Here is a 15,285-nt window from a genome sequence, read left to right as displayed (position 1 = left end):
TCTATACCTCTTTACATGTTTGGAATTCGCGATCGATGTTGGAAGGCATGGTTCGGGAGCTAAGAGAACCGATCCATCGCGTAGGGACGCGGGTCTGTGAAAGAGACCCGCCCCGTCATCATTTCAGCCAACAGCCGTCCAGTAACCGGCCCCAACGTCAGACCGTGATGGTTATGACCAAATGCAAACCATAAGCCCTTATGTCGTGGCGCTTTTCCAATGATCGGACGCATGTCAGGAAGACAAGGTCTGGACCCCATCCATGGCTCCGATTCAATCCTGCCTTGGAGCGGAAAAGTTCGTCGAGCGAGCGGTTCGACAAAATCTAGTTGGGAGAAATTCGGGCGACTGTCTCGGGGCGCGAACTCAATTCCGGTGGCCAATCTAACGCCTTGGCGCATGGGCGACAGGACATAGCCTCCATCCGCGTCGAATACCGGGTGGTTTAGCATCGCGCCGTCTTTTGCCGAGTAGTGGACGTGGTAACCTCGCTTAACGACAAAAGGCAGCCGATAACCGAACCGTCGCGCCACATCGTCCGACCAAGGACCCAGCGCAACAACCACCTCCTGCGCGAACAGACCCTGGCTCTCCAGATTCAGGCGCCATCGAATCCCGTCATTCACGAGATTTGATGCGTCTGCCTTGTGGAACTTACCGCCCCGCTGGAAGAACGTCTTCGCATAGCTTTTTACCAGCCCTCCGGGATCACGCACCGATGCGGGATCGAGCCAATGGACACCTCCGACGAACTCGTTCGAAAGATGTGGCTCGCGTTCCCTCAGCGAATCCGCGTCGAGCACTTCATACCGGACGCCAAAGGGAGCGAGCTCGCCGACCGCTGCCTTGGCTTTTGCAAGTGACCCCGGCTTCCGGAAGGTTTCAATCCAACCTGAACGATGTAACTCGGAAGTCACGCCCGCTTCGGACGCCAACGCTTCATGTTCCGCCACGGAACGGCTGATCAGCGGCCACATGTCCGACGCCGCCTTCATCAACCGATTTGGAGCGGACTCGCGCCAGAACCTCCAGAGCCATGGTGCGATTTGGGGCAAATACGACCAGTCGAAACGCACGTCTGCCGAACGGTTCAAGCCATACCGGAGCAAGGTCCCAAGCTCTCGCGGCGCCCCGTAAGGCATCACACTCGAGCATTCGATCAACCCCGCGTTCCCGTAACTCGTCTCCTCCCCCGGCTCCTTCCGGTCGACCAGAACTACTGACTTGCCACGCTTTTGTAGATGCAGGGCGATGCACACCCCGACGATCCCGGCGCCGAGTACGATAATGTCTGATTGCTGTGCGGCAGATTTAACAATCACGCCATGCTCCGTAGTAAACATTGTTTTCACTTTGGCGTTCCGAGGAACGCTGAGTTCGGTTTTCAAGCCAGTCGAACAACACAGGGCGCTCCGCATGAGGGAGAGTTCGCGCCAAGACCAAGGCTGCTAACAATTTCCGGAGGCTCTTCGGAGAACTCGGTCCAGGACAGCGCCTCAGCCGCAGCTTAGCCCTGGTCGTGGGAACGTCCTCAGAACGCGTCGAGCGGGTAGATTGGGCGAGGCACATTCCGATAAGGTATCTTTGAGTAGTCCATGGTGCAGAGTGCCCCGCTGTCGCAGACGATAATCCGGCCAGCAATCTGTTCGAAATCGGCGCGAAAGTGCTGCATGGATTTGACGACGATCACCCGATAAGCTGTCGGCTCGATGCCAAAAGCTCGGAATTGCTGTTGGTCGCGCAATTGTGAGCGTTCAGTCACCACAAGTACGACGATTCCATCGATCTGGATGACGGCGGTTGGTCCGAACGAAAATTCGAGTCCACCGAGTTGTGCGCCGGTCCCTATCAGTTTTCCGTCGCTGAGGTGCAAGACTTTTGCATTCACCTCGAGCGGCGCGCCACCAAACCGGGCATCCGATTTTCCGCCAAGAAAAATTGACGCGCTATCGCCAATGTTCATCTGCGACAGGATCCGCGCCGCTTCGGGATCCACCATCGGCCCGAAGCATGCATCAGCGACCTTCGCGCTCAGCAAAGCGTCTAGGAGAGCCGTCGCATCACCGTACGCTCCAGCTCCTGGGTTGTCCGCATACTCAGCGATGATGAGCGGCTGCTCGCCCTCGTAGACCGAGGCTAACTGCGCGGCTTCTGCCGGCGTATGAAACGTGTTGAGGATGTTGGCCCGGTTGCTCCACATTTCTTCGGCAATGCGCTCAGCAAAGGCCTGGTGCGGCGCGAGGTCACCTTCGTATGTCACCAGGATGGTGGGCCCCACTTCAGCTATGTCAGCGTTCGGAAAAGCGCCATTGATGCTGGCCGCCAGCGCTCCGGGCGTTTTTTCGTGTCGTCTTGCTTCGGCAATCCACTCGATCATTGGCCCCATGTCGGTACGCCCGGCATTGGCTTCTTCCAGCATTGGGCACCGCACGAGGAGGGTCTTCGGCGTGACTACGCCTGCCATTGCTTGCTGCAATAAATCCGCCGCGTGACGAGCTGTCTCGCGCATGTCGACGTGAGGATAAGTTTTGAACGACATGAGGATATCGGCGTGCTCGCACATTTTGGCGGTCACATTCGCATGTGGATCCAGAGTGACGGCGATCGGAATTCGGCGCGGGAGTATTTGCCTCAAACGCTCCAGCAGCTCGCCCTCGCCGTCTTCCGAGAACTCGGTGACCATCGCGCCATGAAGGCCGAGCAGGATGCCATCCAGACCACTCCCGAGCTCTTTTGCCTTATCAACGATCTTGCCGGCAATATGATCGAAGGCAACTCGGGTGACAGGACCCGCAGGCTCGGCATCCGTACTGATCGTGTGCACGACGTCCCAACCATACTCGCGGCTTCGATCCAGGAAGCCGGCGAGTTCAGTGTTGGCGTCGCCACGCGCCTCGATCGCCGCGGCACCTTCATAGAGGCCATGGGCGACGAATGCGTCGAGATCGGTCTTCCTAATGTTGAACGTGTTTGTTTCATGGGCGAACTCGGCCGTCAGGACACAATAGCTCATTGTGTTCTTCTCCTTCAGAACAGGTGTGATGTCTGCTGCTACAATTCCGCTCCGCTAAGCTCCCACGAACTCCTTGTTGGCTTCACGGAAGTAGTGACAAGCAACTTGATGGTCTTCATCGAATAGCTGCAACACAGGATCGTCGCGGCCACACATTTCCGTCGCCTGCGCACAACGTGCTGCGAATGAACAGCCACGCGGTAGGTTGTAACCGCTCGGCGCTTCGCCGGTTAAACTTGAAATCTCACGCCGATTGCTTGGATCAGGCTCAAACATGCTACTCATGAGCATGCGGGTATATGGATGGGCGGGTGGGACACCCTTTGGCAAAACTTCCACGATCTGGCCTGCGTACATGACGATCGTTCGGTCGCAGAAGTAACGCACCAAATTCAGGTCATGCGATATGAAAACATAGGTCAGATTGAGATCGTTGCGCAGCCCATCGAGCAGATTAATAACCTGCGCCTGCACGGAAACGTCGAGAGAGGCAGTGGGCTCGTCGAGCACTATCAACGAAGGGTTCAGCGCGAGTGCACGGGCAATACCCACCCGCTGCTTTTGGCCGCCGGAGAGCTGATGCGGATACCGGCGGGCCAAGGACGCGTCCAACCCGACCATGTTCAGGAGCTCCGCAACACGCTTGTCCGCAGCACCTGGAGACAGCCCCTGAACCCTGTACGGCTCAAGCAAGGCGTTCTGAACGGTGAAACGCGGATCGATGGAGGAATACGGATCCTGGAAGACCATTTGCATCTTCTGACGCAGGCGCCTCATCTCACGCTTTGAGAATGAGGCCAGATCCCTTCCCTCGAAAGCAATCTCGCCGGCGCTTGGCTCCAGCAGCCTCAGGATTAGCCGGGCCAGCGTTGATTTACCGCAGCCAGACTCTCCGACGACGCCGACAATCTCACCCCGAACAACGCTGAAGCTTACATCGCGTACGGCAGAGAAAACTTCCTGCTTTCGGAAGAAGCGCTTGGTTGCGAAACGCCTGCTTAGATTTTTAACAGAGACTATTTCACTCATATTGCCCCGCCAGATGACAAGCCACGCCAACATGGCGACCGAATTGGCGAAACTCCGGTACACATTCGTGGCAGATCGTGTGAGCTTTGCTGCAACGCGGATGAAAACTACATCCCGACGGCAATGCCGCGGTGCTTGGTACCATTCCCGGAATTCCGACCAGCGTGCCCGGGCGCATGCCGTTTCTCGGAATGCAGCCGATGAGCGCTTGCGTGTAGGGATGCGCGGCCTCCGCAAACATCGAGCCCACGGATGCACGCTCAACGATCCGCCCGCTGTACATTACGGCAACATGATCGCAGGTCTGGGCAACGACGCCCATGTCATGAGTGATCAAGATCATCGCAAGCCCGCGAATCTTCACCAACTCGACGAGATTCCGGATGATCTGTGCCTGAACTGTTGCGTCCAGGGCGGTCGTGGGTTCGTCCGCGATCAACAAATCTGGCTCGCCCGCCAGAGCCATTGCGATAACTATCCGCTGTTTCATGCCACCGGACAACTGATGTGGATACAAGGTGTGAACACGTTGCGAATCCGGGATCCGCACATCCCTCATAAGATCGACGGCTTTTCTGTACGCGGCCTTCCCATCCAGCCCCATATGAATCCTTGCAGCTTGCTCGATCTGTTTGCCCACACGGATCATAGGATCCAACGAAGTCATCGGATTTTGCGTAATGAGACCAATACGCCTCCCACGCAGGCGGCGCATGTGTTCTTCCGGTAAGCCGGTAAGATCCTCGCCGTCAAACAGGATGCGCCCTCCGGCGACATGGCCATTCACGTATCCCAGCAGTCCCATTAAAGCGGTAGCGGTAAGCGATTTCCCGGACCCTGACTCGCCGACGAGGCCCAGGATTTCTCCGCGGTCGACACTGATAGTGACGTCCTTCACCGGGGCAAAGGAGCCAAACGCTATTCGCAACTTCTCCACGGAAAGCAACATCTATCCCTCCCTAGCCTTGTTGCGAAAATCCAATGAATCAATCAATGCATCGCCCACAATGTTCAGCGCGATGACCGTCAGCGCCACGGCACAACCCGGAATTATGATGACCCAGGGAGCGACGAACAGCTGCGCCGTGCCCGAGCTCATCATCGCCCCCCAGCTTGGCGTCGGCGGCTGCGCTCCAAGTCCGAAAAAGCCCAAGGTGGCTTCGAGGATGATGGCGTCACCGGTTGCCAGCATCGCTGCGACGAGAACAGGAGCTAGAGCATTGGGAAGGAGGTGCCGGAACAGAATATGGAAGTCGCTTGCCCCAAGATTCACCGCCGCATCAATGTAGGCTTCCTTCTTGAGTTGGATGACCTGGGTCCGGGTCAGCCGCGTGAATTGCGCAAGGTAGGCGATTGCGACCGCAATAATCACACCGTGCAATCCAGCGCCGACCACGGCTACGAGCATGAGTGCGATAAGGATCTCAGGAAACGACCACGTCAGATCGATCACCGTCATCAATATGCGATCGACAAGTCCACCAAAATATCCGCAAACTGAGCCCAGCACCAATCCGGTCAACACCGAAAAGCCGACTGCCGTCACGCTCACGGACAATGAGGTCTGAGCGCCGACAATTATTCGGGACAACACATCGCGGCCGAATTCGTCAGTGCCGAAGAAATGAGCGAACGACGGGGCCTCGTTCATGACCTCAATATTCTGCGCGTCGTAGGCATAGGGTGCGATCGTCGGCGCGAGCACCGCAGATACCACGAGCAGAACGATAAACAGTCCTGCTACTACCGCCGGCACGGAGACTGGCAACCGCAAACGCCGGCTCTCAGAAACAATAGTCGTCATTTCGAAGCCTCACGCTGTCGCGGATCCATTGCAGCTTGCGCGATGTCTCCGATTATCGTTCCAAGAATGACCGCCATGGACAGCATCAGGAGGCACCCCTGGACAAGTGGGTAGTCCCGCTGGTTGAGCGCGCGAATTAGCAACGAACCCAACCCAGGACGAGCGAACACGACTTCGACCGTGATGGCGCCGCCCAGAATCCAACCTATCCGTAACCCGAGAATGGAAATGACGGGAACGAGCGCATGACGGAGGATGTGCTGCAGCCTGATGCGGCTCTCGGAAACGCCCTTCGCGCGTAGCAGCGTAACGAAATCCTGCCGGCCGATCTCGATCATCGAGACTTTCGTGACCCGGGCAACAAGGGCTACGCCGCCCAGGCCGGTCGCAATGACAGGAAGCACCAGTGAAGACCAACCCCGTGCGCCCGAAACGGGCACCCAACCCAACCAAACCGCGAATACGAGGATTAGCAGCAAAGCAAGCCAGAAACTGGGTATGGTCGACCCGAGCAGAATACCGGACGTGATACTGCTATCGATGCGAGTTCCGTAGTATTTCGCCGCCAGCACGCCCGCCGCAATCCCGGCAAGGGAGGAAAACAGAAATGCCGTACCGCCCAGAGTGAGGCTTGAGGGGAGGTTCTGGGCAATCAACGCGGCGACGGGTCGCCCCTGAATGATCGACGTCCCGAAATCCAGTGTCAGGACCTTACCCATCCAGATGATGTATTGCTCGAAAAGGCTTCTATCCAATCCGTACTTCGCGGCCATCTGCTCGCGCAAAGCCGGCGAAGACCCGGCACGCATAAGACTGTCGATCGGATCTCCAGGCACGAGGTGGATCAGGAGAAAGACCGTGAGGGAAACAACGAAGAAGGTCGGGATGACGGCAAGAAGGCGTCGTAAGATGAAGGATGACATCGCCAATCTTACTGCCACCTTGTGTCTAGCAGCGTAGCGCTGCCAACGGTCGTCTCGCGGATCCGTTCCGGTATGGCTAACCTGCTGCGATTAACAGCGACCGTCTTTTCGAATTCGTGCAGGGGGACGAATACGAAATTTTCAAGCAAGTTCTCATGATATTCCTTGTACTTAGCCACGCGCTCGCGCCAATTACGAGCGCCGCTCATGGCGTCCTCACGCAGTTTTTCGGAACGCGGATTATCCCAACGCGAACTGTTCGGATGCGGGATATTCTTTGCGCTGAAGCACCAATCAAGAATATCGGCGTTGTCCCAATCGTAGTGGCTGATCACCAACTGATGGTCACCCTTTCGCAAAGCGTCCCGAAGACTGGCGCTGTCAAAAAGGGCAACTTCGGCTATCACCCCGACGGGCTTCAGCTGCGCCTGAACAATCTCCGCCATACGTTTGTAGGCGGTTTCGGAAGCCGACCAGAGGCGCACTTTCAGCGGCTGGCCGTTTTTCGTTCGGATGCCATCAGACCCAAGCAACCAACCGGCCTGGTCGAGAAGCTGCTTGGCTTTCTCGGTATCCTTGCGGATCAAAAACTCAGGTTGAACCTTCGACTCTTCGAGCGATGAAACAAGAAATTGATGGGCCGTGGCGCCTGATCCGCTGAACACGGCCTTGAGAATAGGCTCCTGATCTACGGCGTGCGCAATAGCCTGCCGCACTAGCCGGTCAGAGAACGGCGCGCTGCTTGTGTTGAACTGGAGGTAGGAGACACCGGTCGCGGGCATGTTCCGGAGCTCGACGTCGGCGTTCAAAGCAAGACGCGGCACGAACTCGGTGGGCACGCCCATCAATATGTCCGCGCCGCCGGTGTCCATTTCCAAAAAGGTTGCCGACGAATCTTGAATTTCACGGAGAACCAGCCGCTTGATCTCCGGCACCCCCTTGTTTTCGGACAGCTCACTGCCCCATGCATACTCCTCGTTGGCGACAAGGACCGTCTCCTGCCCGACAGCAAAGCTCTCCAGCTTGTACGGACCTGTCCCGACGGCTTCGATCACCCCGAAATTCCCCGCAGCGGCCTCATAGGCCTTGGGTGACGGGATCCCCATAAAGTATGAGGCGAGATTATAGAGGAGATTGGGATCCGGTCGCTTCATTTCGAAACGAACATTGTGCTCATCCACCACGACAACACGATCAATCGCGCTGCTCACATGCTGGTTCGCGCTACCTTCGAATTTCGAGATCCACCAGACGACAGTGTCGGCATTAAAGAGCTCTCCGTCATGGAAACGGACGTTCTTCTTCAGCACGAATGTCCAATTCAACCCGTCTTCGCTCTCGTCCCATGACTCCGCCAGATGCGGGTGAAATGTATGATCGTTGGACATCGCGATAAGCCGATCATAGATCAATCCGGCAGTGACGCTCAGCAAGGTTGCTCGGATCGGATCCAAATGTGGTGCGCCATTCTCGTCGCTAGATAGTACGATTGTAGCTTCCCACGGAGATGCAGCCGCTATGGCAACATTAGAAAACAAAGATGTTGAGGCGATAGCAAGAATTGACGAAGATATTAACAGTTCGCGGCGATTCATGAGTCCTCCACAAAGCTCTAAAATACTAATATTTCGCACTAGACCCGCGTTTATTGTGATTTTTGTTCTGCAATCGATAAGATGATATTTTTCTGTCGTCAACATAAATATGACAGAAAGATATCAAATCAATGAAGCGGACTCCCATTCGAGCCCGCTCAACGCGCGCAGAGGCAGTCGGCAATGATGACCTTTTTCGCAGCCGGGTTCCTTAGGGATCGTCGCGGATCCTCTTTCGGTAAAGGAGGACGAATTGGTCCGCTATTTACCCGGCCTTCCTTCAGTGGATTGTAAGCCGCGCCCCGGGGTCCACACTGGATCAGGTTTGGTCCACAGCGTTGGAAGCTGGATGAGCTTCACCAGTTCTGATGCCTGCAGATCCAGGAAGCGCTCGCCCTTCTCCGCCGTCGCGCTGCGAGGATCTCCCCATGTTCCTGAGACCGGAGCATACTCGGCAAAGGAGTAGAATCGCGTGCCGCCGAGTTGTGGGTTCAATGGATGGGTTTGCTCCGCGAACGCTTGCTCGAAACGATCTGAACGAACCGTTTCAGGAGTAATCGCCAGCATGACGGACGCTTCACCCTCGCAAGCGTGCTGAGAGCGCTTATCGACTTCAAAAATCTTCAAAGCTTCCTCTCGCGCCAATCCCCAGGGCAGACAAGAAACAATCGGGATCTCAAATTCGACCGCCAGCTCTCGCACCGAGACGGCGAGCGGCTCAACGTTACCTCCATGCCCATTTACGATCATCAGCCGAGCGAAGCCCAGTGCCTTCAGCGAGCGCACGATACACCGCAGGACCTTGTTCATTGTCTCATAGTCGACCGAGATCGTGCCACCGAAGGGAATGTGGTGCTCGCTCATTCCAAGCCACAGCCCCGGCAATACTGCGACAGCAGTCTCAGCGGCCACCCGCCGCGCGGCCCGAATGGCCGCTTCCGACGCGCTCGCTGTATCAGTAACAACGGGGAGATGCGGTCCGTGTTGCTCAAGGGAACCTATGGGAAGGATTGCGAGCGCGTTTTTCTGCATCGCGATTGCCCGCAGATCCGGGGCAGTCATGCACGTCCATTCGACTTCAATCATTCAATACCCCTCCAAAGATAAACAAGTTTGCCGGCTGCGATGCGTGCACCCTGCGTCGGGCCAGATCGAGCGCGCGCGGGATACAGGGAGAACGGACGCGTGCTGCGCCGAACACCATTCCTATAGGCAGTCGCGGTCGGGGACCCGGACGTCTCGGGAGGTCACCACCCCATGTAAGTCAGTTACGAGTGTGCCCCAGTCACCCAGCATGCAACCTTTCGGGGCCCCATCGCCACAAGGGGCGGACTGCTCTGTGTGCACTTCTCGACTTTAGAACTGCACCTAGCCGCAAAGGCGCATCCAACTTGCTTGCTCGCCAAGTTTGGCGGCCGCCCTTCGATCGGGACCAATCCGTCCGCAAGACGTTCATCAAGCGGAGGAACCGATTTTATGAGCGCCGAAGTGTAGGGATGATACGGTCTCGAAAAGATGTCCGATGTTGAACCTTCTTCGACTATACGCCCGGCGTACATGACTACCACCCGGGAGCAAAACTCCGACACCAGGGCGATATTGTGAGAAATGAAGACAATCGACGAACCGGTATCGGTGTTCATCTTTTCGAGGAGCTCGATGACCTGCGCTTGAACAGTGACATCGAGAGCCGTGGTCGGCTCGTCGGCTATGATCAATTTGGGCGTGTTCGCAGTTCCCATCGCGATGACAATACGCTGACGCATGCCCCCGGAAAACTGGTGCGGATACTGGCCGGCGCGGACGGCTGGCTCAGGAATCTTGACGGAGCGCATCATGTCGACCGCCGCGCTGGCCGAGATCTTTCTCGAGACGCCCTTATGGGCCTCGATTGTCTCGCCGACTTGGCGCCCTGCGGTCATCATCGGGTTCAGGCTCGCCGCAGGGTCCTGAAAAACCATTCCAATCTCGTTGCCGCGCAGTCGGCGCATCTCCGTTTCCGACAGCGCGAGCAGATCGGTTCCAAGAAACTGAATGCTACCACCGACGGGAGCCGCCCCCGGAGCGAGCAGTCTCATGATGGCGAGAGCCAGAGTTGACTTCCCGCATCCCGACTCTCCTACAACACCAATCCGGTCACCTGCATTGACGTGGAAGGAAACACCGCGCACGACATGAAGCACACCGCGCTTGCTTTCAATGTCTATCGACAGATTCTCAACTGACAATATCGCATCATGATCGGCAGAATGTCTGATTTGATTAAGCATTCTGGGCTCCGCGCTGTGCGTCGACATGTTCTTGAAAGTGACAGGCCGCCTGGTGGTCACCCGTGCCCGACAACATCGGGTCGACGGCGGAGCATACGTCCGGTGAACCGAGCTTTTGCCTGAGCCAGCATCGCGCTTGGAACCGACAGCCGGGTGGCAAATGCATTGGAGAAGGAGGATCGCCCGGCAGTGAGATCGGTTTGCGCTTGGCTGAAGATGTCGGCATTCTCGGCACCGCAGACAGCAAGGCTGCTGTGTAGGGATGACGCGGAGCTGCAAATATCTTATCCGCATCCGCTAGCTCGACAATTCGACCAAGGTACATGACCGCAACCCGGTCCGCCATCTGCCGAACGACCGCCAAGTCGTGGGATATGAACACGTAGGTCAGGTTTAGCTTGCGCTGCAACGATACAAGCAAATTGACGATCTGAGCCTGAACGGACACATCGAGCGCACTGACGGGCTCGTCGCAGATTATAATTTCGGGGTTTGCGGCGAGTGACCGGGCAATCCCAATTCGCTGCCGCTGCCCGCCGCTGAACTCACGAGGAAACTTCGCATACCCGGACGCTCCGATCGAAACGAGATCAAGCAGTTCATTCACCCGCGACTGCCGCTGCTTTTTGTCGACGCCGGCCAGAAGGAGTGGCTCCCCAATGATCTCGCCCGCCCGCTGCCTTGGATCAAGGCTGCTGTACGGGTCCTGGAACACCATTTGCAGGCTCTTCCTGGCCTCACGCAAGCTGCTCCCCTTCATATCGCTGATGTGCAGGCCATTAAGCGCAACGCTTCCGCCAGTCGGGGCCTCGAGCATGCACAATGTGCGCCCAAGGGTGGATTTGCCACAACCGCTCTCCCCCACGACCCCGAGCGTTTCGCCGCGATAGATCTTGAGATTGATTCCATCCACCGCCCGCACACCGGTGCCAAAAATGACATGCAGGTCTCGAGCTTCGAGGATCGTATCGCCCAGGCGAGCACCGGCATTATTTGTCGTCTCGCCGATTTGTTTCAGGAGTTCACTCATGAGGCCTCTCCGCCGCGTCTGAACGAAGGATCGAAGTGTTCGCGCAATGCGTCGCCGACGACGTTTATGGACAGCAAGGTGAGCCCCACCGCTATCGCTGGCGTTATGAGCAGATGCGGATAGGACTGCATCGACCTCAGGCCCGACGCGATCATCGCTCCCCAGCTCGGTGTGGGTGGATCGACGCCAACGCCCAGGAAGCTCAGGCCAGCTTCAAGCAGAATCGCACTTGGCACGACAAACGTCGCGGCGACGATAATCACCGGCAGGCAGTTCGGCAGAATGTGGCGCCGCATTACGAATAAGTCTGAGGCACCCGCCAATCGAGCGGCCGCAACGTATTCCGCCGATCGAAGTATGATCACCTCTGCGCGTACAATGCGGGCGCAAACCAGCCAAGAGGTAAAACTCAAAGTGAGGAAGACGCCGAACAGCCCTCCCGACATTTTATAAAGCGCCGTTATCGGTGAAAAGAAGTCAGTGGAAGACTGGCTCAACTGCCCCTTCACAACTCCGGCGATCAGAATTGCAAACAACGTGTCGGGAAATGCGTACATGCTGTCAACGAAGCGCATGCAAACACTGTCAATCCAGCCTCGCTTGTATCCTGCGATAGCGCCGACAGCGATGCCGATGAGAACTGCCGCCACGGTGGATGTCACGGCAACTACCAGTGAGACACGGGCTCCGATCGCAAGACGAGCCAGCATGTCACGTCCCAACTCGTCGGTCCCGAGTATGTGGTTCCAACTGGGGGGCGAATTTCTGTGAAGCAGATCCTGGCGATACGCGTCGTAAGGCAGGAATGAAGCGGATGCAGCAACAACGACGATCAGCACCAGGAATGCTATGGCAACGGCTAGACCGGGCTTGCTGCGGATAGATGTGGGTAGCAGTGAAACACCACGCCGCTGGATAGATGGCACTATCGTCATCGTACGTCCTCGCGGGTTCGGGGGTCGATTATGAAATGAGCGATGTCGACGAGCAGATTGCAGAGGACCACAATCACCGCGTACACGAGGGTCGTCGCAATGATGACAGGATAGTCTCTTGCCGACACCGCCAGCACGAAGTACCGCCCGAACCCAGGCACGCCGGCGATGGATTCCACGAAGAATGAACCAACGAGTACCGAGGAGGCGTATGAACCGGCAACTGTCACGACAGGAATAATGGCATTTCTCAGTATATGAACCGCGATGATGCGCCCTCGTTTCACTCCTTTCGCCCGAGCTGAACGGACAAAATCCTTGTGCATGACCTCCAGAACACAGTTTCGACAGTAACGGGCAATCGCCGCCATTGGAGCGAGAGCGAGGGAAACCACGGGAACGATGGCCGAGGTGGAAAAGAGCCCCTTCCACCCAAACGTTGGAACAAGTCCAAGTCCGACGCCCAACGTTACGATCAACACTGCAGTGATGATGTAGGTTGGTAGAGACACGCAGAAGGTACAGAAGAACAGTATAGCAGTCTCCAGAGCTCTCGAACGTGTCAGGGCCGCCAGGACGCCAAGCAGTAGCCCCATGACGATGGCGAGGGCTATCGCCATTGAGCCGAGGGCAAGCGACGTCGGAAGAAACTTCTTCACGATATCGGTGACGGATTGCGTGGGGTCACGAAACGACGGCCCAAGATCGCCTTGAACGGCACCCCAGAGATAACCGACGTACTGAATGTGCAACGGCGCATCCAGATTGTATTTCGCATCCAGGGCAGCCTTCGCGGCTGGCTCCATCGGCCGATTTGCGCTCGCGCTGTCCCATGGCGAGCCAGGCGTGAGATGGGCTATCGCGAATGTTACCGTGTAAACAACCAAGAGAGTTGGGATACTGGCAAGCACTCGCTTCAATATAAAGGAGAACATGTCTGTCCCAGCCTACCGAACGATTTCCGTATCGCGGAGGGGATAGAGTCTAAGAGTAGTGTCGGGCCGAAGGTTTTTGACATAAGGCTTCACAAGCCAGAGCGACGTTTCCCGATAAAGGGCGCTCATCGGTTGTTGCTCTTCGAAGATCTTGTTTGCTTGCCGGTAGGTCTCAATCCTCTGAGTTTCGTCCGTAGCTACCTTCGCTTGTTTGATGAGCGACGCGAAGTCCTCGTTGCGGAAATGGCTGTTGCGATAGTCGTCGGTGATCAGATCGCCATACCAATTTTCAGGATCCGCATAGTCGGATACCCAAAGAGCAGTTATCATGTCGTAGGGCGCATTCTTGCGGGCGTTCACCCAAGCGGCGAAAGCCTTCAGCTCCATGACGTTGATCGTGGCGTTGATGCCGAGATTCTCCGACCACATCTGCTGCAGCAGTTGTGCTACGATCGGCTGCGAAGCGCTATCACGTACTGTGAGGGTGAATGGAGGGAAACCGGCGCCATTCGGGTAGCCAGCCTTGGCTAGAAGCTCGCGGGCAGTCTCCACATTTCCCTTGATGGCGTCGTCCTCGTTTGCACCAGGAATACCTGGCGGAACGATCGTATTTGCCACTGCCGCGGTTCCATCGCTAATGACTGACGACAGCGCGTTCCTATCAATGGCCAGGCTCAATGCGTGCCGCACGTCCTTGTTGTCCCACGGAGCATGCGAATTATCGTACTGGACCCACCAGGTTCCGGAATCAAGATTCGTAATCAATTCTTTTGCGAGAGTGGCGTCCTGCCGAACCCGCTGAATGTCCTGTATCGGAATGCAGGTGGCGAAGTCGATCTCCTCAGCTTCATAAGCTCGAAGTTGCGCTTCGCAGATATCGCCCGACGCGACCGTCATTCTGATTGTGTCAATTGTCGGCTTCTTCCCGGCATAGAAGGAATTGACGTTCATTTCGATCGATTGATCGTTTACCCGGGCCACAAGTTTGTATGGTCCATTGGAAACGATATGTTCGGGAAGCGTCCATCGCTCGCCCCATTGAGCCACCACGGCCTGCGGAACGGGAGTAATGTAAGGGAGCGCAAGCTTCGCCAGGAATGAGGGCGCCACTCGTTCTGTTTCGATAACCAGCGTGAAATCATCCACGGCTTTGATATGGACCGCCGAGGCGTCTTTGGTCTCGCCGGAGTTGTACGCCTTGGCGCCCTTGATCTCCGTCAAAAATTGCGCGTTTCCGCTCGCGATGCTCGGATCCAGGATGCGCTTGAGAGAGTACTCCCAATCCATGGCGGTTACGGGCTCGCCATTCGACCACTTATTCTCCGGCTTCAGCTTTACGGTCCAGGTCAAACCATCGCTGGATCGCTCGATCGAATTGGCTTGCAAATAAACGAGCGTGCCGTCGTTCTGAATCTTTGCGAGCGGCTCGAAGAGCTGGGTCTGGATGGCAACCCCACCGTCGTCCACCAGATTGGGGTCCATGAAACGTGGCTCCTGGACGATCATCCGGAACGTCTGGCCCTCGTCGGCAGCGGCCGGCGTTGAAAACGTCGGAGCCGCCGACGACAAGGCAGCAAGCATCGAGGCCAGAAAGACCTTTTTCCTCATTTTAGTTCCCCTATTTTTAGCCCGTAGATCGAACTTTCTGCGACAGGCTATTTGTAAGTTCTATAAAGTCAATATGTATTTTGTAATTTAAATTTCAGTTTGACACCCTTCCAATTCGGGGCATATGAAATGTTAGAACGGCT

13 protein-coding genes are annotated in these 15,285 nt (G+C 56.5%); all 13 read right to left on the bottom strand.

Annotated features, from left to right (window positions below):
- Positions 1-59: 59 nt before the first annotated feature.
- The 13 genes from ACN9MO_RS34395 to ACN9MO_RS34335 all read right to left on the bottom strand — a co-directional run bounded on the left by ACN9MO_RS34395 (position 60) and on the right by ACN9MO_RS34335 (position 15,142).
- On the bottom strand, positions 60-1,343 hold the full coding sequence (locus ACN9MO_RS34395) for an NAD(P)/FAD-dependent oxidoreductase (protein ID WP_057248326.1): 1,284 nt from the start codon (positions 1,341-1,343) through the stop codon (positions 60-62).
- A gap of 188 nt (positions 1,344-1,531) precedes the next feature.
- A complete protein-coding gene (locus ACN9MO_RS34390) occupies positions 1,532-3,013 on the bottom strand; it encodes a M81 family metallopeptidase (protein WP_425988945.1) in 1,482 nt (493 codons plus the stop codon).
- A gap of 54 nt (positions 3,014-3,067) precedes the next feature.
- Positions 3,068-4,042, bottom strand: a complete 975-nt coding sequence (locus ACN9MO_RS34385) for an ABC transporter ATP-binding protein (RefSeq protein ID WP_057248328.1) — start codon at positions 4,040-4,042, stop codon at positions 3,068-3,070.
- Positions 4,035-4,991, bottom strand: coding sequence for an ABC transporter ATP-binding protein (locus ACN9MO_RS34380; RefSeq protein ID WP_057248329.1), 957 nt, complete (start codon positions 4,989-4,991; stop codon positions 4,035-4,037). Before ACN9MO_RS34380 ends, ACN9MO_RS34385 begins: the two co-directional genes overlap by 8 nt.
- On the bottom strand, positions 4,992-5,846 hold the full coding sequence (locus ACN9MO_RS34375) for an ABC transporter permease (protein WP_057248330.1): 855 nt from the start codon (positions 5,844-5,846) through the stop codon (positions 4,992-4,994).
- Entirely contained in the window at positions 5,843-6,769 is a 927-nt protein-coding gene (locus ACN9MO_RS34370; protein WP_057248462.1) for an ABC transporter permease, read from the bottom strand. Before ACN9MO_RS34370 ends, ACN9MO_RS34375 begins: the two co-directional genes overlap by 4 nt.
- Positions 6,770-6,777: 8 nt before the next feature.
- Positions 6,778-8,364 (bottom strand): ABC transporter substrate-binding protein, encoded by a 1,587-nt coding sequence (locus ACN9MO_RS34365; protein WP_425988939.1) that lies wholly within the window; start codon positions 8,362-8,364, stop codon positions 6,778-6,780.
- A gap of 261 nt (positions 8,365-8,625) precedes the next feature.
- Positions 8,626-9,450: a creatininase family protein gene (locus ACN9MO_RS34360; RefSeq protein WP_057248332.1), complete on the bottom strand. Its 825-nt coding sequence runs from the start codon at positions 9,448-9,450 to the stop codon at positions 8,626-8,628.
- A 182-nt stretch (positions 9,451-9,632) separates the two neighbouring features.
- A complete protein-coding gene (locus ACN9MO_RS34355) occupies positions 9,633-10,634 on the bottom strand; it encodes an ABC transporter ATP-binding protein (RefSeq protein WP_425988936.1) in 1,002 nt (333 codons plus the stop codon).
- On the bottom strand, positions 10,627-11,610 hold the full coding sequence (locus ACN9MO_RS34350) for an ABC transporter ATP-binding protein (RefSeq protein ID WP_425989413.1): 984 nt from the start codon (positions 11,608-11,610) through the stop codon (positions 10,627-10,629). The genes ACN9MO_RS34355 and ACN9MO_RS34350 overlap by 8 nt, the downstream gene beginning before the upstream one ends.
- Positions 11,611-11,660: 50 nt before the next feature.
- A complete protein-coding gene (locus tag ACN9MO_RS34345) occupies positions 11,661-12,599 on the bottom strand; it encodes an ABC transporter permease (protein WP_425988933.1) in 939 nt (312 codons plus the stop codon).
- Positions 12,596-13,534, bottom strand: coding sequence for an ABC transporter permease (locus tag ACN9MO_RS34340; RefSeq protein WP_057248336.1), 939 nt, complete (start codon positions 13,532-13,534; stop codon positions 12,596-12,598). Before ACN9MO_RS34340 ends, ACN9MO_RS34345 begins: the two co-directional genes overlap by 4 nt.
- Before the next feature lie 12 nt (positions 13,535-13,546).
- The gene (locus ACN9MO_RS34335) at positions 13,547-15,142 is read right to left on the bottom strand and encodes a peptide ABC transporter substrate-binding protein (RefSeq protein WP_425988930.1); all 1,596 of its coding nucleotides are present in this window, start codon (positions 15,140-15,142) and stop codon (positions 13,547-13,549) included.
- Positions 15,143-15,285: the final 143 nt, after the last annotated feature.

It is taken from the genome of Ensifer sp. R-19 (assembly GCF_049905105.1).
Lineage (GTDB): Bacteria > Pseudomonadota > Alphaproteobacteria > Rhizobiales > Rhizobiaceae > Ensifer.
This window is presented reverse-complemented; position numbering and strand designations above follow the sequence as displayed.